Genomic DNA, 21,432 nt, shown 5'->3' with positions numbered 1-21,432 from the left:
TTGGTCGATCAGGTCGAGCTTCCATAAAAGGCCTCGGTCAGTGCCAGCCCCCGGTCACCCAGAGACATCAAATAGTAGATAACTTCGCGGATATCGTCACACACACTAAACGGTTTAGTTATGTTCCCGTCGTCCGCTGCCATTTGAGCATAGTCGCCCTTCGGACAGTATGGCTCTACCGGGCAGGACTGACACGCAATAAGGTCAGTTTCAAATCGCTTTTGATGTTGTACGAGGATGTCATATGCGTAGTCTCGCTTATGGATGTCGCCAAAGTGAAACTGCGGACTCTCGTAAAGGTTGTCCTGAGGACAAATTCGGCCATCGTGGTTAACGAAATATTGGACCCTCGGAAGGACACTGCTTTCCTTGAGATAGATAAGCTTGAGGTATCGTGCCAATGGCGATGCTCTAAGGAATGGGGCAACCGCTCCGTCCCGCTCAACAACATCGATTACCTTCTTATTTATCATCAATGTCGTTATCCGGTTCGCCAATCCGTTCTTGAGTGCGGCCCCAGTCAAACTTAGCGGCGAGTAGAGATAATCCGTCGCCCCAATGTTTCGGCAAAAGTATATAATATCTTCGAAATGCTCGAAATTGTGGGTACCGACCACAGTTTTGACAGAAATGTTAGCATTCCGTTCTGCCATATAGCGTAGGTTGGAAACGACCTTGTGGTAACTGCTAGGCCTGATGATGTCATGGACTTCCTGAATATGTGATTCTAAAGATACGCGCCACTCCACCATGCGGTCCATGAAAAGTTCGTCATATTGCCCAGACTGAAAGAGCTTAACATTTGCGGCGTTAGTTGAAACTCGAACATACAACTGCTGATCGCGACAATACCGTACTATTTCGGAAAATTGCTTATGTAAGGTCGGCTCTCCACCGAAAAGTTGAACCGTCAAGGTTGGCTCTCCGAGATCACCACCAAGCCTTTTGACATAATCGATAAAGTGTACGATATCCTCGTACTGCAGGTCGCACTTGCCGCCAAGCATGCTGTCGTGCGCTTCGATGTAGCAATGAGAACAGTTCAGATTGCAGCGATTGGTCAGCTTGATGACAGGGTACATTGCCAAGTGCCTAGGCGAAGGTTGAATCCACGCCACCTCGTTTTGTGCAAACAGGTTTTTGAGCTTCTCCGAACCTTCATATAACAGTCTAACGACATCACTGCAGTAACGTTGATCCACGCTGAACCAAGTGTAGGGCCGCTTGGTGAGGATCAGTGATTTCTTCCCCTGCTGAATCACATAGTATTGCATTGTGCTCACAAGACATCCTTTGTTTGATCCGAAAAACGGGCGGGGCAAAAGCCCCGCCCGATGTGGCATCAGTACTGGACGGCTTCGCCCCACATTTGCTGCCCCTGAGGACGCATCTCCGTCGCGATGTTAGTCTGATAGAACTGAATCACCTCCGGTGCCAGTGTATCGGACAGATAATCAATCGAGCCGTTGTTGATATCGTTCGTCATGTCATTTCTCCTAATTGCCCCTCAGTTAATATGGCTACCCCGTTGGGGCCGATCGGGGCAGCCACCGCTGCCTTATGGCAGCAATAAATTGCCGGTAAGACGGCATGGGCTGCTCTGCGCTCTATATTTGTGAGTCGGCAGCCGCAGGAATGAATAAGCAGGTTCCAACATCACCAGTAACTGGCTTTCGCATCGCGCAGGGACTAATCGCCAATTTCTATCAAGCACGCAACGATTGGAGATCCATCAATTACAATTGGCGGACCTAATCGGCGTGCGTGAAATCCTGCTCTGCGGAGCAACCGCTCCACACCGATCGGGGACACGGTGATCAATCGCTTCGCGCCATGCGTCGCCGCGCATGCGATCGATTGTTGAAGCAACTCGATGGCAATGGGCGAAGAAAACTGTCTCAATACCGAAGTGGCCCGGCTATTGAAGTCAACCGCCGCAAAACGCGAAAGCTCCCATACATCCGGAGAGCAAGGCGGCGCTAAGCCATTGAGCAGTTGGGGGAACACTTCCCCCAAGAGATAGGGGCGAGTGGTTGGGAGAAGCCGCGCGAAGCCTACGATACAACCATCGTCATCCTGCGCCACGACATACACAGTATCTGATCGGTCAAACTGATCCAGCTCTACACCGTTCTGGGTTTGTAGCGACCAACCCAGCTGCTCGACAAACACCTTGTGGCCATAGTGGGCAATTTTCGAATACAAACCGTCCGGAAGCCTCTCTGGAGCACTTGACACCACACGCATACCGCATCTCCATAATCCATTACAAATATGGGGAAATTACACGGCATTGCGAAACCTTGATGTAACTGTCAACTTTAACAGCTAGTTATGGGCCGGGATTGCTGAAACTCCTGACAACGGCATCTTGCCAGGACAACTGGTCAATCGCCGTCTTGAGTAGACTTGCTGTCTTTACTGTTCCCAAGTCATCCTGTTGGGCGTCCACGAGCATGACGTTGCTGCGGGGTTCGCCGATCCGTACGCATAGAGCCTGCCCTCGTGATGCTGTGAGTTGCCAGTCCCACCCTAGAGTGATGGCCGGTGTAGTAGTGCTGATCCACTCGGTGTAGCCGGAGATCATCGTCAAAATGGCGCCTTCCGAAGATAAAACTGGGTTATCCTCATCAAGGCAGGATAGTAGGTGGAAGAGTGGAAGGTTGCGGAAGGTCTCGAACGTCAAGCGCACATAGCCGTCTTTGCAAAGAGTAACCATGGCGGTTCGGACTGCATCCCGGATCTCGGCGTCGGCTTGATAATTTATTATCATTCCCCTTCAGTGTGAAGGAGGACACATTATATGCCCCTGCCACACAGCGATAGTGTCAAGTTTTACGGCGCACACGATAAGGACTGCCGGGACGATTCGCGTCCTAGCAAACGATTCAGCGATATTGACGAGATCAAGTCTTTGAAAGGACCATAGCATGAAGACATGGCAAGAAGATCAGCTTCACGCATTGCTCTCCGTTCAATGCGAGCAGAAACTTTTTGAAGTGCTCGCTTCGTTTGCACGTGAATTGGGCTTTGATTACTGTGCCTACGGGTTGCGCATGCCGTTTCCTTTCTCGCAGCCTAAGACCATGATGTTTAACAATTATCCGTTTGAATGGCAGACACGGTATCGAGAGAAAAATTATCTCGGCGTTGATCCGACAGTGCGCCACGGCTTACGTTCCCATTTGCCCATCACGTGGTCGGAAAACCTATTCGCCGCCGCAAATGAGCTGTGGGACGACGCCCGGTCGTTCGGACTCCGGTTTGGGTGGGCACAGTCCAGCCGCGACGCAAACGGAGTGATGGGCATGTTGACGTTGGCGCGTTCATGCGAGCCGCTTTCCGAAGTTGAACTTCAGAACAAAGAGCTCAAAATGGTCTGGCTTACCCAGATAGCTCATCTCGGTATGTCGCGATGCTTAACCCCAAAGCTGATACCGGCAGTCGGAGCAAGATTATCGGAGCGAGAGCTGGAAGTTCTCCGGTGGACAGCCGAAGGCAAAACATCTGGCGAAATCTCATACATCCTCAATATTTCGGAGCGCACAGTTAACTTCCACGTCAGCAATGCCATGGCCAAGCTGAATGCAGCCAACAAAACTGCGGCCGTAATTTTGGCGGCGGTTTTCGGGCTGTTATATTGACTGTCTTAAAATGCTCAAGTGCCGATCCGTGGGATACCTGTGTGTATGCGGTTTCACCCATACCTCACGTCCTCAAGGATTGAGGAAAGCCAGCATGTTCCGCCTGTCGGCTCCCGACGGCAAGGGTTTGGACCTATCCGCAACCCACGCCGCGATATCGGCCCAAGGCTTGGCGGCGCTCAGATCGCGCAGCAGCAAATGGTAACCCTGCTCGTAAAGCGCGACACGGGCGGTCCCGGTTTTCGACAGCTTCTTCAGCATTAGGGAAACGGGCTCTTTGGGGATCACTTGGTCGTGCTCGCCATAGAGGACTAAAACCTCTTTATTCAGCTGCTCAACTCGCGAAAGCGCCTCGTCCATGAGATTGACCAGCCCGTAAATCGCATCGACTCGCGTCTCCTTTATGACCAGGGGATCGCGACCGAGACCGCGCAACATCTCGATATTGTCGGAAGGGAGAATCCCGAGGCTTTCCCCGGTCAACTGAAGCCAGGGCACGGTACTTACCGAAATCGAAAGCAAGGCCCGTTGATACCAGGGCATGGTGCTCCTGCCCCACACGGCCGGTGCCGAGAGAATGATCCCATCGGCCAGCGGAGGCCGTTCCGATGCCGTCGCAACAATCGCCAAGGCTCCGCCCATACTCTCGCCGAGGATATAAACCGGTTTGCCCGGATGGTTCTTGCCGACGAGTCGCGTGAATTGTCTCAGATCGTCGACATAGGCATCCATTCCGGCCCAGAGGCCCCGTCCCGGCGCATTCCCGAAGCCTCTCTGATCGTAGGCGTACAAGGCAATTCCGTGCTCGCTCAGATAGCGGCCGGGCATGGTGAAAGCATTGCTGTAATCGTTGAAACCGTGGAGCGCCACGACCACCGCCTTGGCTTTGCCATCGTGAGGAAGCCAGGATCGCACCGGCAAAACGGCGCCATCCGTAGCGACGAAATGGGCCTTACGGAGCTGCGGTTCAACATGTTCGGGTCCCGAGGGATGGATGAGCGGCGTACAGCCACCGAGCAGCAGACATGGAAAAAGCACGAAGCAAGACAGGCGAAGAGTTTTCAGAGTCATGACGGGTATCAGAGTTGCGGACGGGCCCTATATTACCTTTGATTGCGGCGGTTTGCCGAGGTTGCGCATCAACCTGTTCACCGCACTGGAATATATTGAACACTGTTCATTTTTGACCTAGACTTTCTCCTCGGAGGTGAACACCATGATAAAAATAATGCTTCGCTGGATTCTCGCCCGGCTGTTCCGCGTCAAAGTCGTCGGTCTCGAAAACTACCAAAAGGCGGGGGCTCGAGTCCTGATCGCCGCCAATCACTCGTCCTACCTCGACCCGATACTCTTGTGGGTCTTTCTGCCGGACGAGGTCACATTCGCGATCAATACCCACATCGCCCAGCACTGGTGGGTGCGGCCGGCTCTCAGGTTCGCCAAGGTGTTTCCGATGGACCCCACCCAGCCGCTGTCGGTCAAGGCCCTGACCCATTATCTGAAAGAGGACCGCAAAGCGGTGATTTTTCCGGAAGGACGCATCACGGTGACCGGAGCCTTGATGAAGATTTACGACGGCGCCGGGCTGATCGCCGAAAAATCCGGCGCAACGGTTCTGCCGATCCGAATCGACGGCACTCAATACACCATATTTTCCCGTCTGCACGGGGTGGTGCGGCTGCGCTGGTTTCCGCCTATCACGCTGAACATTCTGCCGCCTCGCGAAGTCAGTCCGCCGTCGGACATCACTGGTCCCGAGCGGCGGCATCAGGTCGGGCTCATGTTGTCCGATTTGATGAGCGAGATGATGTTCGAGACGAGCAATTACCGGCGGACGGTGTTCTCGGCCTTGCTCGATGCACGGAGGACTCACGGCGGCGGGCATTGCGTGCTCGAGGACGTACAGCGGAAACCCCTCAGCTATGATCGGCTGATCGCACAAGTCCTCGCCCTGGGCCGCAAACTGGCGGAAAAAACCGAAGACGGCGAAGCGGTCGGTCTCTTGCTGCCCAACCTGAGCGGTACGGTAGCCGCATTCCTGGGGCTTCAAGTTCACGGGCGCCTCCCCGCCATGCTGAATTTCAGCGCCGGCACCCGCAATCTCCTGTCGAGCTGCGCCACGGCGAAAATCAAGACCGTGGTCACGGCCCGTCGTTTCGTCGCCACGGCGAAATTGGAGGAATCCGTAGAGGCTTTGTCGGAAAAAGCGAGGGTGATCTATCTCGAAGACCTGGGCCGGGAGCTGGGCGCCTGGGACAAGCTCAGGGCTTTCCTCGCCGCGCTCACCGCCGATTACTGGTACCGCGGCCGGCGCAACCCGGATGATCCGGCGGTAATTCTGTTCACCTCCGGTTCGGAGGGCGAACCGAAAGGCGTCATGCTTTCCCATACCAACCTCCTCTCCAACCGCGAACAGCTCGCCGCACGCTTCGATTTCAATGCCCAGGACGTCATCCTCAACGTTCTGCCCGTCTTTCACGCCTTCGGTTTGACCGCCGGCACGCTGCTGCCCTTGCTGTCCGGCATGCGCCTGTTCCTGTATCCCTCGCCTTTGCATTACCGAATCATTCCCGAAGTGGCCTACGACATCAACGCCACGATCCTGTTCGGCACCAATACCTTTCTCCACGGTTATGCAAAGCATGCCCATCCCTACGATTTTTATAGCGTGCGCTATGTCTTCGCCGGCGCGGAAAAACTGCAAGCCGATACCCGCAAGCTTTGGGCCGAGAAATTCGGACTCCGCGTACTGGAAGGCTACGGGGCCACGGAAACTTCGCCGGTATTATCCGCCAATACGCCCATGTACTACCGGGAAGGCACGGTGGGGCGCTTTTTCCCCGGCATCCAATGGCGGCTGGAAGAGGTTCCCGGCGTAACCGAGGGAGGGCGCCTCCACGTGACCGGCCCCAACGTCATGCTGGGCTATCTCCGCCCCGGGCATTCGGGCGAACTCGAGCCGCCCGCCTCGCAATATGGACTCGGCTGGTACGACACCGGCGATATCGTCCGCATCGACGAGGAAGGTTTCGTCAGCATTCTCGGCCGCGTCAAACGGTTCGCCAAGATCGGCGGGGAAATGGTGTCGCTTAACGCGGTCGAAGAGCTGGCCGCGCGGATTTGGCCGGGACAGCGGCACGCGGCGGTTGCGCTGTCCGACCCCAAGAAAGGCGAAAAGATCGTACTCGCCACCGAGTACCGGAACGCCGATCGCGCCGAACTAACAGCCCGAGCACAGCAGGAAGGTGTCGGCGAACTCTGTCTGCCCAAGGATATCCGGGTGCCCAAGGAACTGCCCCTGCTTGCCACCGGCAAGGTGGATTATCCGGCGCTTACCGGGTTCGTCCGGGAAGGGAGCGAATCATGAACCGGGGACTTCGTTCGCTGATCGCTGCGCAGTTTCTCTCCGCGTTCTCGGACAACGCCATGCTCTTCACGGTCATCGCCATCGTGCTGCAAAGCGGTGATCGCGGCCCCTGGTATGTCCCGGCCCTGCAAAGCGTTTTCCTGGTGGCGTTCGTGATGCTGACGCCCTGGGTCGGAGCGTTCGCCGACCGGCATTCGAAGCCGAAGGTTCTTATTTTGGCGAATGTCGTCAAGGCACTCGGCGGACTTCTGATACTGCTCGGCGTCGAGCCTCTGATCGGCTATGCCGTCGTCGGCGTGGGTGCGGCAACCTACAGCCCCGCCAAATACGGGATCTTGCCAGAATTGGCCGATCACACGCGGTTGGTCAGGATCAACAGTTGGATCGAAGGCGCGACCATCGCCGCGATCCTGCTGGGCACCGTGATCGGAGCAAAGCTCGCCGATGCCTCGATCGATCTGGCGCTGAGCTCGATCATCGCGTTTTATGTTATTTCCGCCGGGGTTACGCTCCTCTTGCCCAAGCTGCCGGCACGCGGCGCGCGCCCCGGTTCGTCCTTGACCAAACTGGTGCACGTAATCAAAGAGCTATTGAAATCAGAACGTGCCCGGTTAGTTCTAATCGCCCTGAGCTTGTTCTGGGCCTCTGCCGCCACTCTGAGAATTATTCTCGTAACCTGGGCGCCGCAAGTGCTCGATACGCAAACCGCGGGGGAAATCGCGCAGCTGACCCTGTTTCTCGCCGTCGGCATCGTCATTGGCTCAGGTATAGTCCCGCGCCTAATTCCCCTGGAGCACATCCGGCGTGCACGGCTTGCCGCGTATGCGCTGAGCCTATTTTTTCTGCTCCTGGCCGGTGTCGATAGCCTGTGGCCGGCCAGAGCGACGCTGCTGGCCATCGGCATCGCCGGCGGCCTGTTCGTCGTGCCGCTTAACGCGGCGATCCAGCAGATCGGTCATCATACCGTCGGCAGCGGCGGTGCCGTGGCGGTCCAGAATTTCTTTCAGAACGCCGCGATGCTGGTGAGCATGGGGATTTATACCTTCGCGTCGACTCAGGGCATCGGCCCGGTGGCTGCGATTCTCGCCCTGGGCGTGGTTGTCCTGGCCATGACGGTGCTAGTTTCCTGGTGCCTGCCGCGGCAACCGGCGGTGTAGCAGGCCTACCTACAACTCCGCGGCGCGCCGTTCGCCTTCGGCCACATCGACATTCCAGAGCAGCGCGCCGCCCAGGGTAAAGAGCACCAGCAAGGAGAGTATCGAAAGTCTCGGTTCGCCGGTGGCATGGCTGACGATCCCCACCAGCACGGGACCCAGAACCGCCGCGAACTTGCTGAGCAGGTTGAAAAAACCGAAGAATTCGCCGGACTTTTCTTTCGGAATGAGGCGCGCGTAAAGCGCTCGGCTGAGAGCCTGAACCCCGCCCTGGACCAAGCCTATGCCCACGGCGATCCCGTAAAACTCCCACTGCCGGCTCATGACGGAACCCCAAACCACCAGCAACGCATACGTCGCGAGTCCCGCGAGAATGCCGGATTTGGCGCCGAAGCGCTGACCGAGCCAGCCGTAAGCGAGCGTTGCCGGAACGCCGACGGCTTGCGTGATGAGCAAGGCCAACATCAGCCCGCCGGCATCGAAGCCGATCGCCAGCGCGTAGTCCACCGCCATGTGGACGATGGTGTCCACGCCATCGATGTAAAGCCAGTAAGCGCCCAAGAACAGCATGACGATCTTCAGCCGCCGGACATGCCGGAAGGTTTCCCGAAGCTGCATCAACCCATACTTGACGGCGTTGGCACCGCTGGCACACCGGGGAAGCGGCTCCCGAACGACGAACAGCAAAGGAAGGGTGAACACGAACCACCATACGGCCACGGACAGGAACGACATTCGGACTGCGGCGGACGCATCCGCAAGACCGAACCACTCCGGCTTTTGCGTCATCAGAATGTTGACGGCGAAGAGCGCGCCACCGCCGAGATAGCCCATCCCCACCCCGAAGGCGGATACATGCTCGAAGCGGGCGGGAATCGTCACCGAAGGCAACAGCGCGTCGTAAAAAACCATTCCGGTGGAAAACCCCACGAGCCCGAGGCCGAATAGGGTAAGCGCCAATTCCCAGGCTCCCTGCTCGATCCAGAAGAGTCCTGCGGTCATGGTAATGCCGATGAACGCGCAAAGGGCGAGCAAAGGCTTCTTCCATCCCCCGGCGTCCGACAGCGATCCGAGCACCGGCGCCAGAACCAGCGCGACCAAAGCGCCTACAGAACTTACCGCCCCCAGCCAAAAGGTGCTTTCCGTCACCGGCAGCCCGCTCGCCCAAAACTGCTTGAAAAAGACCGGAAAAAAAGCCGCCATGACCGTCGTGGCGAACGACGAGGTCGCCACGTCGTAGAGAGCCCACGCTCGTTCGCGGGAGCGAAGCGAAGTCGAGTCGGAAATATCCATATTGGTATTAGAGTGAGTAAACAAAAGCGACGATCACTTCTTTCTTAGAATTCCGCCGTCATTTTTTCACGGAAAAACGGATGAACCCGGCGGAATATCACCTGTATCGACAAATGCTTTTTCCGCCCGGCAACGGGCACGATCAGAATGAACGGTGGTCTTTATTAAAACACGTTCCGATTGCGCCGCTCTGGCCCAAGGCAATCCCATGCAAAACAGCAGAATCACGCCGATGAAGCTGATTGACCATTATCGCTGTCACGGCTTGAAAGATGGAAGATCCGGCGTTTTTATTGTCGCGCCGTCTTGCGGTTTCCTTTGCTTGATTCTGCAGCGCTCGGCCTGTACGTCCATTGTTCTTGAGGTAAGGCGACAGACTGTCGAACTGCGTGCCCTTGCCCGTTCGGGATTATAATGTTCTCTTCTTGACGAATCGGCCTATCTGTCATGAATTTGCGCGAAGACGCCCCGTCCTTCGACATCAAAGCTTTCCTCGAAACTCTGACCCAGCTACCTGGTGTTTACAGGATGCTGGATGACAAGGGTGAAGTGATTTACGTCGGCAAGGCGAAAAACCTGAAAAAGCGGGTATCCAGCTATTTTTCGGGCAAAGACTGTTCGCCCAAGCAGCAAGCCATGGTGGCACGGATATGCTCGATCGACGTGAGGGTGACGCACACCGAGGGCGAGGCGCTCCTTCTGGAAAGCCAGCTCATCAAGCGCCACAAGCCGCGCTACAACATCAATCTGCGCGACGACAAGAGCTATCCTTATATTTATGTTTCGACCCATCAGCCTTTTCCTCGCATTACCTTCCATCGTGGCGCCAAGAGCAAGCTCGGCCGCTACTTCGGGCCTTATCCGAGCGCCAGCGCGGTGCGGGAAAGCTTAAAGTTGCTGCAGAAGATCTTTCCCGTGCGTCAGTGCCAGGATTCTTACTTCCAAAACCGCTCTCGCCCCTGCCTGCAATACCAAATCGAACGCTGTACCGCGCCCTGCGTGGATCTGATCGATCGTGAAACATACGCCCAGGACGTGCAGGATACCGTCATGTTCCTGGAGGGAAACGGCAAGCGGCTGATCGACGATTTGGCGGGACGCATGGAAAAAGCCGCGGCCGATCTCCATTTCGAGCGAGCGGCGCGCTATCGCGACCAGATCGCGAGTCTGAGAACGGTCTTGGCAAAACAGGCGGTACACGGCGAACACGGCGATATCGACATCATCGCCTGCGCAATCAAGGGCAACGTCGCCTGCGTACAGATGTTGTTCATTCGCGGCGGACAGCAAATCGGCGACCGCGCCTACTTCCCCAGCATGCTGGAGGAGCACGATCCGGGCAGCATCCTGGCGGCGTTCATCCCTCAGTTTTACCTTGGGAAACAGGTTCCCCGAGAAATCCTCATCAGCCATCCGATCGAGGATGCCGAGCTAGTCGCAGAAGTGCTCGCCAGCCAATCCGGCCATGCCGTGCAGATCGCGGCGCGGCTCCGCGGCGAACGTCAGAAACGCCTGCAGCTGGCGCTCATCAATGCCGAGAACGCCTTGAATGCGAAATTGGCGAATCGGCAGGACCTGTATGCGCGCTTTCTCAGTCTGGGCGAGGCCCTACATTGCCCGGAACCGCCGAAACGCCTGGAATGCTTCGACATCAGCCATACCCAGGGCGACCAAACCGTCGCATCCTGCGTGGTGTTCGACCGGCAAGGTGCGGTCAAATCCGCTTACCGCCGCTTCAACATCGAGGGCGTTACGCCCGGTGACGACTACGGCGCCCTGGCGCAAGCGGTTTCGCGGCGTTATCAGCGAATCAAGCAAGGCGAGATCGAAGCGCCGGACATCCTGTTCATCGACGGCGGAAAAGGCCAGGTCAATGCCGTGCGCGAGGTTTTGCGCGAACTCGGAATGAATAGCATTCGCACTGTCGGAGTAGCCAAGGGTCCCGATCGTAAACCGGGAATGGAAACCCTCTTCCCGGCGGGCTCGTCCGATGCCATCATTCTGCCCAGCCACTCGCCCGCCCTGCTACTGATTCAGCAGATTCGCGACGAAGCCCACCGTTTCGCCATCACAGGGCATCGTCAACGACGCGCCAAAGCCCGAAAACAGTCCACTCTCGACGATATCGCGGGACTGGGTCCGAAGCGGCGCCAGCAACTGTTGCGGCAATTCGGCGGCCTCAGGGAAATCAGCCGTGCCGGCGTGGACGCCCTGAGCAGCGTCGAAGGCATCAGCGCTCAATTGGCAAAGCGCATTTATGAAACGTTCCACGAGAGAGAAAGCTGAACATGGAGTTGAATCTCCCCACCAACTTGACGTTACTTCGGATCGTGTTGATTCCGGTCCTGGTCGTCTTTTTCTATCTACCGTGGAGTGGCGCCCACATCGCCTGCGCGTTGATTTTTGCAGTCGCCGCCGTAACCGACTGGTTGGATGGTTATCTGGCCCGCAAAATGAGCCAAACCACCCGCTTCGGGGCATTTCTCGATCCCGTCGCCGACAAGCTGATGGTGGCCGTCACGCTGGTCTTGATCGTCCAGGCCGACCCCAGTCCTTACGTAGCCATCGCTGCCGCGGTCATCATCGGACGCGAAATCACGATCGCCTCTCTGCGCGAATGGATGGCGGAAGTCGGACAGCGCAAGCGCGTGGAAGTATCTTGGCTGGGCAAATGGAAAACGACCGCCCAGATGCTCGCGATAGTCACGCTCCTGCTGAGCATGGATGTCTGGCTAGGTTTTCTAAAAAACCTCGGGCAGTTGTTTCTGCTGATATCCGCCATACTGACGCTCTGGTCGATGGTCAATTATCTGAAGGCCGCACTGCCAGTGCTCAAAGGCGATAACGAAGAGTTGACAAAGCCTCCAGTGATACCTAAAATTCCAACTCTCAACAGCACGACGCGGGAATAGCTCAGTTGGTAGAGCACAACCTTGCCAAGGTTGGGGTCGCGAGTTCGAGTCTCGTTTCCCGCTCCAAATTCAGAAAGCCGCGATAAGAGACGCGGCTTTTTACTTTGGCAAGCCCACTTAGGCTGAGTGGCAGAGTGGTCATGCAGCGGCCTGCAAAGCCGTGGACGCCGGTTCGATTCCGACCTCAGCCTCCATAAAATCCCACCAAAATCATATAGATATCAAGATATCGGCGCGATACCGCCGATATTTTTTATTGCCAATACCCACCAAAAACAGGTAAAAATCGGACAAAAATCGCTTCAGGTGTGGCAGAAACCACACGGAAGCGGACAAAAAGTCCGTCGACGCCAGTTCAAGGGGGGTACCGTGGCTACGATCCGTCAGCGAGTAGGTCGGGAATCCTTTCCCGACGACACGTCAGGCCGAGCGTCTTCGTCGGCAAAGGATTGCCGACCTACGAATGCTTGTAAAGGAGTCAGGCTTTGGTTATTTGCCTTAGGCTCGATGGTTAGAGCATTCGTTTCCGGCCGCGCTTCATTTCATCCAGCAGCCAGCAGCCGCTCATTGACGCTTCGCGCGTGTTCGATGTCCCAGATCCGGATCGCTTCCTCGAGTTCGACCTTGCCTTCGTTGACCATTTTGCAAAGGCCGGCTCGTAGGGCATGGCGCTTGATGATGAGCGGATCTTCGGGGGTGTCGGCCAAGTGCTTTTCCCATTCCGCCGCCTTTTGCGGATCTTTGTAGTAGTTGACCCAGCCTTCTTCGGCCCGGAGGCCGAAGGATACGGCCAGCATCAAAATCAAAAGCGCTTTCATTCGTCGATCGCCAAATCAGCTCCCGCTTTTAGCCCAGCTTCAATAAGAAACCCGGCCGCGGGGTGCCAGCCGGGTATCTAGCATGCTGCGAACTACAAGACTCGCTCGCTATTGCATCGCTTTCTGCCTCACCGCACTGGTGCTTACATGATGGCTCTCAAGATATATCCATGGCTGAATCAGAGTGGCAGAGAGCTCTATCATCAACGTATCCAGATTATTGGCATATTGTCGGACGCTGAATAAGGGTGGAGGGAAGAGCCGCCACCAGCATATCCAGATCATTGCATCCGATCTGGTCGTTGCTGACGAGATTTAAGTACCCCAAAGCGTGCAGTTGAGTGAGTGGCCAGACGTCCACTAGAGCATTGCTCGACAGATCCAGTTCTTTGAGTTGGCTGAAGTTTGGGCCATTCGGGCCTGGGCTCGCGAAGACCTGAATATTGTCGATGCCGTTGCCCGCGACGTTGAGCCGGGTCAGCGTGCTGCCAAACGGCATGAGGAAGTCGAGGCTCTTGCCGCCGTTGGAATCGGTGAGATGGGTATTGCCCAGATCCAATTCCACCAGAGGGTAAGGCTTACCGGTCTCCCAATTCGTTAGCGGCCCGAGGTTGCTGAACGAGCCGATCTCGATACCGTTAAGCCCCAGGCTGGTCAGCCCCCGGTTCATGTCGATCACGGGACGTACTTGCCAGATGGCAAGGCTTTGGTTGCCGGAGAGATTGAGCTTGGTCAGTTGATGCAGCGGACTAAGCGGCCAGACGTCCATCAGGGCGTTTTTCGATAGGTCCAGCTCTTTGAGTTGGCTGAAGTTTGGACCGTTCGATCCCCAACTCGCAAAAACCTGAATGTTATCGATATCGTTGCCCGCGACGTTAAGCCGAGTCAGCGTGCCACCAAACGGGATGAGAAAGTCGAGACTCTTGCCGCCATTGAGGTCGGTCAGGTGAGTGTTACCCAAGTCCAGTTCCTGTAAAGCATAAGGCTGTCCAGTCTCCCAGTTGGTCAGCGGTCCGAGGTTATCGAATGAGCCGATCTCGATACCGTTGAGCCCCAGGCTGGTCAGCCCCCGGTTCATGTCGATCACCGGGCGTACTTGCCAAATGGCGAGGTTTGGATTGCCCGAGAGGTTGAGCTTGGTCAGATTGTGCAGTGGGCCGAGGGGCCAGACGTCCACCAGGGCGTTTTTCGATAGGTCCAGCTCTTTGAGCTGGACAAAGTTCGGGCCGTTCGGTCCCCAGCCGGCAAAGACCTGGATATTGTTAATGCCATTGCCGGCGACGTTGAGCCGAGTCAAGGTGCTGCCAAACGGCATCAGGAAGTCGAGACTCTTGCCGCCGTTGGGATCAGTCAGGTGGGTGTTGCCCAGGTCCAGTTCCGCCAAGGCGTAGGGCTTGCCGGTCTCCCAATTAATCAGCGGCCCGAGGTTGTCGAATGAGCCAATCTCGATGCCATTGAGTCCCAAGCTGGTCAATCCCCGGTTCATGTCGATCACCGGACGCACCTGCCAGATAGCCAGGCTCTGGTTGCCCGAGAGGTTGAGCTTAGTCAGCTGATGCAGCGCGCTGAGAGGGGCTACATCAATCAGGGCGTTATTCGACAGGTCCAGCTCCCTAAGTTGCATGAAGTTCGGGTTGTACGAAGAACCCCAGCTTCCCAAGACGTGGATGCTGTCAATGCCGTTGCCCGCGACGTTAAGCCGGGTCAGTGTGCTGCCAAACGGCATGAGAAAGTCGAGGCTCTTGCCGCCATTGAGATCGGTCAGATGAGTGTTACCCAAGTCCAGTTCCTGTAAAGCATAAGGCTGTCCAGTCTCCCAGTTGGTCAGCGGCCCGAGGTTGTCGAACGAGCCGATCTCGATACCGTTGAGCCCCAGACTGGTCAATCCCTGGTTCATGTCGATCACGGGACGCACCTGCCAGATGGCAAGGTTCTGATTACCGGAGAGATTGAGCTTGGTCAGATTGTGCAGCGGACTAAGCGGCCAGACGTCCACTAGAGCATTGTTCGACAGATCCAGCTCTTTGAGTTGGTTGAAGTTTGGACCGTTCGATCCCCAACTCGCGAAGACCTGAATGTTATCGATGCCATTGCCCGCGACGTTGAGCCGGGTCAGCGTGCCGGCAAACGGCATGAGAAAGTCGAGGCTATGGCCGCCGTTGAGATCGGTCAGGTGGGTATTGCCTAGATCCAATTCCGCCAGCGCGTAGGGCTGACCGGTATGCGGGTTGGTCAGCGGTCCCAGGTTGTCGAACGAGCCGATCTCGATGCCGTTGAGCCCTAGACTAGTTAGTTCCCAACTCATGTCGATCACCGGGCGCACTTGCATGAGCGCCACGCGACGGTTGCCGGAAAGATTGAGCTTAGTCAGATTGTGTAGCGACGTGAGGGGGACTACCTCGATAAGAGCATTGTTCGATAGATCCAGCTCTCGGAGTTGGCTGAAATTCGGGCTATTCAGGTTCCAGTTCCAGCTTCCCAAGACCTGGATATTGTTAATGCCATTGTCGGCGACATTGAGGCGGGTCAGCGTGCTGCCAAACGGCATCAGGAAGTCGAGGCTCTTGCCGCCGTTGGGATCGGTCAGGTGAGTGTTGCCCAGATCCAGCTCCGTCAAGGCGTAAGGCTCGCCCGTCTCCCAATTGATCAGCGGCCCGAGGTTGTCAAACGAGCCGATCTCGATGCCGTTGAGTCCCAAGCTGCTTAGTCCCCGGTTCATGTCGATCACCGGGCGCACCTGCCAAATGGCCAGAGTCGAATTACCGGAGAGATTAAGCTTGGTTAAGGTTTGCAGTGAAGCGAGTGGCCAGACGTCCTGAATATTATTCTTGCTCAAGTCGAGCTCAGTAAGACTGAAAAGCCCCTCCAATCCTTCCAATCTAATGATATTCCGACCGGGACACTCCAACTGGACTACCTGCTCAACGTACTGCCAACCGTTACGATTGGCCTGTTCTGTTAGGCAGTTTTGTAGATTTGGGTCTGCCATGGATGGCAAAGGAGTTGCCGCCTGCGCCGCAAAAGAGGCAAAGCAACTAAAAATAGTTATGGTAGCTATAGAGGCACTCTGAATACCAAAGAAAAATCTTGAACAGCGCATGTGCAACTCTCCTGAATGGCGCCTTTGCCATGAAAAAAGCCGCTAAATGCGGCAATCCCCCAGTCCTGCAGCATGGACGCTACGCATGAGCGCAAAAAATTAGAGGTATCCGTAATTAGTGGTTGATCTCTCTGTTCAGTCTAAAATCTAATAGATTAGATAAAATCGTATTTTACGGTTGACTTCTCTTGTTGGTTCATTATACTGAAATCGTAATGTACGGTTGATGCACAACAAGAGGATACGACGATGGCACGAGACAGAAAAACGACAACGGTTCGAGTTCCCGAAGCTGGCGCGGAGGTAGCTTGCGGATTAGTTGAGATTGCACTTGCGGAGGCCACGGAAGAGTTGATGCGGACGAAATGGTACATGTCATCTAGGTCAACCGAGATCCCGAAAGTTCGCATGCTGCGGATAGAAACCCGCATGGTGAACACATCAATCGGTGGAATTCACTCTGGGCAATTCCCCATGCCGTTTTTGATCTGCGAAGCTCAGGTTAACGAGTATGTCGGAACTTTTGCGGTTCGGGTCGATTTCGGGCGCGGCGGCGTTGAGATCGAAGATGAACGATATGCGGAAGGATGATTTATTGCCGCGCCCGTTTTTCGGCGGGCGCGATGTATTCTCGGGACAGCGCTAACATGCCAGCCAACATACTTAATTTGCCTCAATACGCTGTGAAATCCGTGGATCATGATGACCACGACTACCACATCAATGCGGAGGTAAAAGCACCGCCAGGCTCGTGCCCTAGTTGCGGATCTACAAGCCTGGTAGGGTTTGGTCGGCGTGAGCAGGTTGTTAAAGACCTACCCATGCACGGTCGTCGAGTCGGAATCTATATCAATACCCGGCGCATGCTGTGCCGCAGCTGCAATAAGACCTTTTCAGAGATTCTACCCGAGGTCAACGAGCGGCGGTCGATGACGAAACGCTTGGTGGCGTGGATCGGCAAGCAGGCGATTAAGCGTACGTTTGCCAGCATTGCCGACGAAGTGGGAGTCACGGAAGGGACGATACGCGGGATCTTCAAGGACTACATAACCGACACTGAGAAGACGATCCGCTTTGAAACGCCGAAATGGATGGGGATCGATGAAATCCACCTCATCAAGCCGCGATGCGTCATTGCGAACATCCGCAGCAACACCATCGTTGACTTGCTGCCCAATCGCGACAAAAAGACGGTCGTGAACTATCTCTACGGCTTACAGGATAAGGCGCGAGTTCAGTTCGTGGCTATGGACATGTGGGCGCCATATCGTGACGCCGTGCAGCTGGTGCTTCCAGACGCACTCATCGTTATCGACAAGTTTCATGTTGTCAGGATGGCGAATGATGCCGTTGAGCGCATCAGGAAATCCCTGCGAGAAAAGTTAACCACTAAGCAGCGCCGTGGGCTAATGCATGACCGGTTTGTATTGCTGAAGCGCGAGCGGGATCTGAATGATCGAGAGAGATTACTGCTCGATGGTTGGACGGTCAATTACCCGGATCTCGGTGCGGCCTACAGGCTCAAGGAAGAGTTCTATGGCATTTACGAAACAGCCGTTGGTTCGGCTCAGGCCCTAAATCAATACGAAGCCTGGTATCAAGCTATCACGCCTGAGACCTATAGAGCGTTCTCTGATCTCATTCGCGCCTGGTCGAACTGGAAACCGTACATCCTGAATTATTTCGATCAACCCATAACGAACGCTTACACGGAATCACTCAACAATCTAATTCGATCAGCGGACAGGCTTGGGCGGGGGTATAGCTTTGAAGCTCTTAGGGCAAAGATCCTATTCGCCGAGGGCGCGTTCAAATACGAGAACAATAGGCCGAAATTTGAGCGAAAACCTAGTAAATCAAGGCGACCGCTCATACCGCCAGATGAGGCCATAGGTTATGACTTGCCTGATAGATTGGCTGAGGAGGCATCAACACAAGAGCCTCAAAACTATGGCGTTGATATATCAACACTGACACGGATGATCGAATTAGGCGAGCTATGATCGTTTTCAACCGCGTATTACGGATACCCAAAATTAGTAGCGCCTCACAATGAGGCTAGGCACGAAGAAGTATAGATAAAGATACGTAGCGGACAGGCTGGACTTCCACGAAGCGTCAACCCAACTACGAAACTCCGGGAAGAAAGGATGATCGATGCCGACCGTATGGTCGTGAAGTTAGAGCTTCCGAGGTATGAGTTCCCAAGCCAGAGCTTGAGAGGGGGGGCAGGCTTTAGTTATTTGGCTAATGCCCGATGGTTCAAAGCGTACGTTTCCGGCCGCGCTTCATATCATCCACCAGCCGCTCACTGGCGCTTCGCGCGTGCTCGATGTCCCAGATCCGGATCGCTTCTTCGAGTTCGATTTTGCCTTCGTTGACCATTTTGCAGAGGCCCGCCCGTAGGGCATGGAGCGTGATAATCAGCGGATCTTTGGGGGTGTCGGCCGGGTACTTTTTCCAATTCGCCAGCGACTATCCTTTAAATTCTGTGAGATACAGAATCAGATAATCAATCGCTAGGGGGTATCAATGGGTGTCGGAACGGGGCTGCTTATTACGTTTTTGCTCTCGCTGCTTTGGTTTGCGATCAGGACGGGTAGAAAGCGCCGATCGCACTGGAACAGCGGTAGTTATGATTCGAGCTCTAACTCTTGGTCACAACCCAGTGATTCAGTTTCCTCAAGCGTCGATTGCAGTTCAGGGGATAACGGCTCAGGCAGCGATAGCGGTTGCAGTTGCGGAGATTAATTATTAATCAGGCCCGTAAATACCCTCCTGGTATTTCGGGCCGCCGCCTAGGCCCGGTACACGCCCGGCCTGGGCTCACGCGGCTTGTCGCCGCGCCGGGGCATCCCTGCCCCGGATTAACCCGGCCTATATTTATAGGCCGGGTTAATAGGAGTCACGCTTTCATTGTTTGACTAACGTTCGATGGCTTAGAGCGTTAGTTTCCGACCATGCTTGAGTTAGCGGGGCGCCGTTCACTGTAAGTCTACGATCCGCCGAAAAAAGACGGTCCTCGGCTTCCCCCAGACGCCCGACGAATGCGGAATCTGTGCGATAAACGGGGAAAAGACGCCTGAACTGAAGAAGGTTCCCAATCGTGACGGAACCGGGCAACGCACGGCGCTGTCACGAATGAACTGTGGGAAAAGCTCCGAACGAGTTACGGAAGCACGGCAATCGCCCAGGGACCGTTTCCGACCGGAACCGTCTTCGTTACGACGAAGGTCGAGAGGTCGATGATGGAGAGGTCGTTGCTGAGTCCGTTCGCGGTATAAAGCCGCTTTTGGTCCGGCGAGAATTCGAGATTCCAGACCCTTTGTCCCACCGGAATGTACCGAACCACTTCGAGCGTACGGGCGTCGATGACGGCGACCCGGCTGGCCCGGCCCAAAGCAACATAACCATAGCGGCGATCCCGGTCGATTCGGATACCCACGGCTCCGATATCACGGTCCGCGACATCGGGAATCTTGAAGGTAATTGTCTTGATCGGACGCTTCGTTGCCGTTTCGATAATCGTCAGAGACTGGCCGTCATGCGAACTGACCCAGAGCTGTTCACCGTCATCGGTAAAGCGCGAGTAGCGAGGTCGCGGGTCGACCGGCGTTCGCTCCAGCGGCTCCAGGCTGGTGGTGTCGATCCACGTGGCGGTATTGTCGGCTTCGCTGGTGCTGACGACCCAACGCCCATCGGGGCTGATCGAAACACCCTCCGGTTCCTTGCCTATGGGAATGCGCTTCAACACTTGGCGCGATTCGACATCGACCACGGTCAGCTGGTTGTCGTCGTCGTTGGATGCGAACAAGCGGGTTTCGAGGGGGTTCAGCGTGAAGGTTTTCGGGTCCTTGTCGACCGGCCATCGGCCGACGGGTTCCAGAGTGCGGGTATCCAGGACAGCGATCGCATTGCCCTCGCTGGTTGCCACGAAAATCTTCAGGCCATCGCGCCCGGCCAGGATACCTCGGGGCCGCTTGCCTACCGGAACCGTGCGCCGGACTTCGCCGGTGACCCCATCCACTTCGACTACGGCATTGTCCTTCTCCAGGGTTACAAAAACGGAGTCTGCATGGGCGGGCAATATCACGGCCGAGGCGAGTATGCAGGGAACGAGTCTTTGTAGGCGGAAAGCTTGCGGCAGGCGCAACAGATATGGGCAATTTTTATGGAACATGTCGGACGTATTCGAAACAAAAGGAAAAGGGTGGTTACCACCGCATGAGCGATGGCGGTAAGCTGCAGGCATCCGGGTAGAATACCCGTCGATACGGTCGCGACCCACGAGGGATGTCGGGTAACTCTCCCGAAGATGCAAGGAAAATATCCTTTATTTTCGAAGCAAGGACATTCCCGATGCCTTCCGCACCAGGATTTCGCGCTCGCCGTGGTAACCTTTTCGCTCTGATCTGACGCCAACTTTTCGGAGTAGCCGGTGACTCAATCAAAACCCTTTCGCGGTACGAAGCCGCACCGGGAGCTCAGCAACCCGGTGATCGCCATGGGCCTTGTCATCGTCGCAGCCGGATGCGACAGTCCGGATTCTTCCTCTAGCCAGAACATCCCCGCCGCTGTCGAATCGCCATTGACGCGCTCCGACCGACTGGCAGAGTTGCGCAAAGCAAAATTCCTGAACCTGGCGGAGAAGGATGTCGCAGCCGAATGGCTGGCACTTCAGGAACACCGCGACGACTCTTCCTATCGGCCGACGCCCGGCGACGTGGCGGCATACGAGCAACGCATCAAACTCCTCGCCAAGCTCACGCAGGAAGACCGACGGATGGTCGCCAACCGAACCGTACAAACACGGGACCTGCTGGCAGAGCAGAATATCCGCGAATCTCTCCTGACCCTGCTGGATGGCATGACCGATGTGGCCAAGGCCAGTGTGGTCGGCAATTACGGCGCCTATTGCCAATGGTATGTCAATTTGCGCCAAAGCCGGCTCGGTCACCGGGAAGCACTGCAGCAGATGACGAGTTTGAAGCGGTCGCCTTAGAACCGATCAGAGACAGTTCGACAGGTTCACGATAGGCCCTTAGACAGGCTCAGGGCGAACGGTCTACTGCGATAGGTCTAGGGTGCCGTCGAAACGTTTCCATCGCGACACAGCGCGATGGGGCGACGCGTTACGAACCGAA

Annotated in this window: 18 protein-coding genes and 2 tRNA genes; 10 read left to right on the top strand and 10 right to left on the bottom strand. The window is 55.9% G+C overall.

All coding sequences use genetic code 11. From position 1 onward, the window contains the following. Positions 1–8 precede the first annotated feature (8 nt). The 4 genes from ACWJJK_RS07330 to ACWJJK_RS07315 all read right to left on the bottom strand — a co-directional run bounded on the left by ACWJJK_RS07330 (position 9) and on the right by ACWJJK_RS07315 (position 2,773). On the bottom strand, positions 9–1,274 hold the full coding sequence (locus ACWJJK_RS07330) for a radical SAM protein (RefSeq protein WP_454129034.1): 1,266 nt from the start codon (positions 1,272–1,274) through the stop codon (positions 9–11). 68 nt (positions 1,275–1,342) lie between these two features. Beyond that, positions 1,343–1,486, bottom strand: coding sequence for a hypothetical protein (locus ACWJJK_RS07325; RefSeq protein WP_454128811.1), 144 nt, complete (start codon positions 1,484–1,486; stop codon positions 1,343–1,345). A gap of 203 nt (positions 1,487–1,689) precedes the next feature. Continuing rightward, positions 1,690–2,247 (bottom strand): acyl-homoserine-lactone synthase, encoded by a 558-nt coding sequence (locus ACWJJK_RS07320; RefSeq protein ID WP_454128810.1) that lies wholly within the window; start codon positions 2,245–2,247, stop codon positions 1,690–1,692. An 85-nt stretch (positions 2,248–2,332) separates the two neighbouring features. Further along, positions 2,333–2,773, bottom strand: coding sequence for a DUF4902 domain-containing protein (locus ACWJJK_RS07315; RefSeq protein ID WP_454128809.1), 441 nt, complete (start codon positions 2,771–2,773; stop codon positions 2,333–2,335). A 157-nt stretch (positions 2,774–2,930) separates the two neighbouring features. On the opposite strand from ACWJJK_RS07315, the gene ACWJJK_RS07310 reads away from it, so the two are divergent. Continuing rightward, positions 2,931–3,644, top strand: coding sequence for an autoinducer binding domain-containing protein (locus ACWJJK_RS07310; RefSeq protein ID WP_454128808.1), 714 nt, complete (start codon positions 2,931–2,933; stop codon positions 3,642–3,644). A 72-nt stretch (positions 3,645–3,716) separates the two neighbouring features. Here ACWJJK_RS07310 and ACWJJK_RS07305 read toward each other — a convergent pair whose 3' ends face one another. After that, positions 3,717–4,715 (bottom strand): alpha/beta hydrolase, encoded by a 999-nt coding sequence (locus ACWJJK_RS07305; RefSeq protein ID WP_077732483.1) that lies wholly within the window; start codon positions 4,713–4,715, stop codon positions 3,717–3,719. Positions 4,716–4,860: 145 nt separating this feature from the next. On the opposite strand from ACWJJK_RS07305, the gene ACWJJK_RS07300 reads away from it, so the two are divergent. Beyond that, positions 4,861–7,011 carry an AMP-binding protein gene (locus tag ACWJJK_RS07300; protein WP_454128807.1) on the top strand — a complete coding sequence of 717 codons (2,151 nt, stop codon included), beginning with the start codon at positions 4,861–4,863 and terminating at the stop codon, positions 7,009–7,011. Then, positions 7,008–8,168, top strand: coding sequence for a lysophospholipid transporter LplT (gene lplT / locus ACWJJK_RS07295; protein ID WP_077732485.1), 1,161 nt, complete (start codon positions 7,008–7,010; stop codon positions 8,166–8,168). Before ACWJJK_RS07300 ends, lplT begins: the two co-directional genes overlap by 4 nt. A gap of 9 nt (positions 8,169–8,177) precedes the next feature. Here the strand turns inward: lplT and ACWJJK_RS07290 are convergent, their stop codons facing one another. Next, a complete protein-coding gene (locus ACWJJK_RS07290; protein ID WP_454128806.1) occupies positions 8,178–9,458 on the bottom strand; it encodes an MFS transporter in 1,281 nt (426 codons plus the stop codon). Positions 9,459–9,905: 447 nt separating this feature from the next. Here ACWJJK_RS07290 and uvrC point away from each other — a divergent pair, with 447 nt between their 5' ends. From uvrC to ACWJJK_RS07270, 4 genes are all read left to right on the top strand, one after another. Then, positions 9,906–11,744, top strand: coding sequence for an excinuclease ABC subunit UvrC (uvrC, locus tag ACWJJK_RS07285; RefSeq protein WP_086133538.1), 1,839 nt, complete (start codon positions 9,906–9,908; stop codon positions 11,742–11,744). Between the two features lie 2 nt (positions 11,745–11,746). Then, positions 11,747–12,370, top strand: coding sequence for a CDP-diacylglycerol--glycerol-3-phosphate 3-phosphatidyltransferase (gene pgsA / locus ACWJJK_RS07280; RefSeq protein ID WP_077732488.1), 624 nt, complete (start codon positions 11,747–11,749; stop codon positions 12,368–12,370). Then, positions 12,361–12,436 (top strand) — tRNA-Gly (locus tag ACWJJK_RS07275). The genes pgsA and ACWJJK_RS07275 overlap by 10 nt, the downstream gene beginning before the upstream one ends. A gap of 54 nt (positions 12,437–12,490) precedes the next feature. Continuing rightward, positions 12,491–12,564, top strand: a tRNA-Cys gene (locus tag ACWJJK_RS07270). 348 nt (positions 12,565–12,912) lie between these two features. On the opposite strand, the gene ACWJJK_RS07265 is transcribed toward ACWJJK_RS07270, so the two are convergent. Then, positions 12,913–13,188, bottom strand: a complete 276-nt coding sequence (locus ACWJJK_RS07265; protein WP_086133537.1) for a hypothetical protein — start codon at positions 13,186–13,188, stop codon at positions 12,913–12,915. Positions 13,189–13,405: 217 nt separating this feature from the next. Beyond that, complete coding sequence (locus tag ACWJJK_RS07260) at positions 13,406–16,288, bottom strand: leucine-rich repeat domain-containing protein (protein WP_454128805.1); 2,883 nt, start codon at positions 16,286–16,288, stop codon at positions 13,406–13,408. A gap of 249 nt (positions 16,289–16,537) precedes the next feature. On the opposite strand from ACWJJK_RS07260, the gene ACWJJK_RS07255 reads away from it, so the two are divergent. Both ACWJJK_RS07255 and ACWJJK_RS07250 read left to right on the top strand, forming a co-directional pair. Continuing rightward, positions 16,538–16,879, top strand: a complete 342-nt coding sequence (locus ACWJJK_RS07255) for a hypothetical protein (protein ID WP_454128340.1) — start codon at positions 16,538–16,540, stop codon at positions 16,877–16,879. A 56-nt stretch (positions 16,880–16,935) separates the two neighbouring features. After that, positions 16,936–18,291: an ISL3 family transposase gene (locus ACWJJK_RS07250; RefSeq protein WP_454128339.1), complete on the top strand. Its 1,356-nt coding sequence runs from the start codon at positions 16,936–16,938 to the stop codon at positions 18,289–18,291. 259 nt (positions 18,292–18,550) lie between these two features. Here the strand turns inward: ACWJJK_RS07250 and ACWJJK_RS07245 are convergent, their stop codons facing one another. Together ACWJJK_RS07245 and ACWJJK_RS07240 are read right to left on the bottom strand one after the other, a co-directional pair. After that, positions 18,551–18,673, bottom strand: a complete 123-nt coding sequence (locus ACWJJK_RS07245; RefSeq protein WP_454128804.1) for a hypothetical protein — start codon at positions 18,671–18,673, stop codon at positions 18,551–18,553. 784 nt (positions 18,674–19,457) lie between these two features. Next, positions 19,458–20,468 carry a PQQ-dependent catabolism-associated beta-propeller protein gene (locus ACWJJK_RS07240; protein ID WP_454128803.1) on the bottom strand — a complete coding sequence of 337 codons (1,011 nt, stop codon included), beginning with the start codon at positions 20,466–20,468 and terminating at the stop codon, positions 19,458–19,460. A gap of 258 nt (positions 20,469–20,726) precedes the next feature. Here ACWJJK_RS07240 and ACWJJK_RS07235 point away from each other — a divergent pair, with 258 nt between their 5' ends. After that, complete coding sequence (locus ACWJJK_RS07235; protein ID WP_454128802.1) at positions 20,727–21,290, top strand: hypothetical protein; 564 nt, start codon at positions 20,727–20,729, stop codon at positions 21,288–21,290. Positions 21,291–21,432: the final 142 nt, after the last annotated feature.

The sequence above is a fragment of the Methylocaldum gracile genome (assembly GCF_053646815.1).
Note: the sequence above shows the minus strand (reverse complement) of the source record. Positions and strands in the feature narration are given on the sequence as shown.

Coding starts and splice junctions, on each gene's coding strand:
- ACWJJK_RS07330 (WP_454129034.1), bottom strand. CDS start 1,274: ATGCAATACTATGTGATTCAGCAGGGGAAGAAATCACTGATCCTCACC.
- ACWJJK_RS07325 (WP_454128811.1), bottom strand. CDS start 1,486: ATGACGAACGATATCAACAACGGCTCGATTGATTATCTGTCCGATACA.
- ACWJJK_RS07320 (WP_454128810.1), bottom strand. CDS start 2,247: ATGCGTGTGGTGTCAAGTGCTCCAGAGAGGCTTCCGGACGGTTTGTAT.
- ACWJJK_RS07315 (WP_454128809.1), bottom strand. CDS start 2,773: ATGATAATAAATTATCAAGCCGACGCCGAGATCCGGGATGCAGTCCGA.
- ACWJJK_RS07310 (WP_454128808.1), top strand. CDS start 2,931: ATGAAGACATGGCAAGAAGATCAGCTTCACGCATTGCTCTCCGTTCAA.
- ACWJJK_RS07305 (WP_077732483.1), bottom strand. CDS start 4,715: ATGACTCTGAAAACTCTTCGCCTGTCTTGCTTCGTGCTTTTTCCATGT.
- ACWJJK_RS07300 (WP_454128807.1), top strand. CDS start 4,861: ATGATAAAAATAATGCTTCGCTGGATTCTCGCCCGGCTGTTCCGCGTC.
- lplT (WP_077732485.1), top strand. CDS start 7,008: ATGAACCGGGGACTTCGTTCGCTGATCGCTGCGCAGTTTCTCTCCGCG.
- ACWJJK_RS07290 (WP_454128806.1), bottom strand. CDS start 9,458: ATGGATATTTCCGACTCGACTTCGCTTCGCTCCCGCGAACGAGCGTGG.
- uvrC (WP_086133538.1), top strand. CDS start 9,906: ATGAATTTGCGCGAAGACGCCCCGTCCTTCGACATCAAAGCTTTCCTC.
- pgsA (WP_077732488.1), top strand. CDS start 11,747: ATGGAGTTGAATCTCCCCACCAACTTGACGTTACTTCGGATCGTGTTG.
- ACWJJK_RS07265 (WP_086133537.1), bottom strand. CDS start 13,188: ATGAAAGCGCTTTTGATTTTGATGCTGGCCGTATCCTTCGGCCTCCGG.
- ACWJJK_RS07260 (WP_454128805.1), bottom strand. CDS start 16,288: ATGCGCTGTTCAAGATTTTTCTTTGGTATTCAGAGTGCCTCTATAGCT.
- ACWJJK_RS07255 (WP_454128340.1), top strand. CDS start 16,538: ATGGCACGAGACAGAAAAACGACAACGGTTCGAGTTCCCGAAGCTGGC.
- ACWJJK_RS07250 (WP_454128339.1), top strand. CDS start 16,936: ATGCCAGCCAACATACTTAATTTGCCTCAATACGCTGTGAAATCCGTG.
- ACWJJK_RS07245 (WP_454128804.1), bottom strand. CDS start 18,673: ATGGTCAACGAAGGCAAAATCGAACTCGAAGAAGCGATCCGGATCTGG.
- ACWJJK_RS07240 (WP_454128803.1), bottom strand. CDS start 20,468: ATGTTCCATAAAAATTGCCCATATCTGTTGCGCCTGCCGCAAGCTTTC.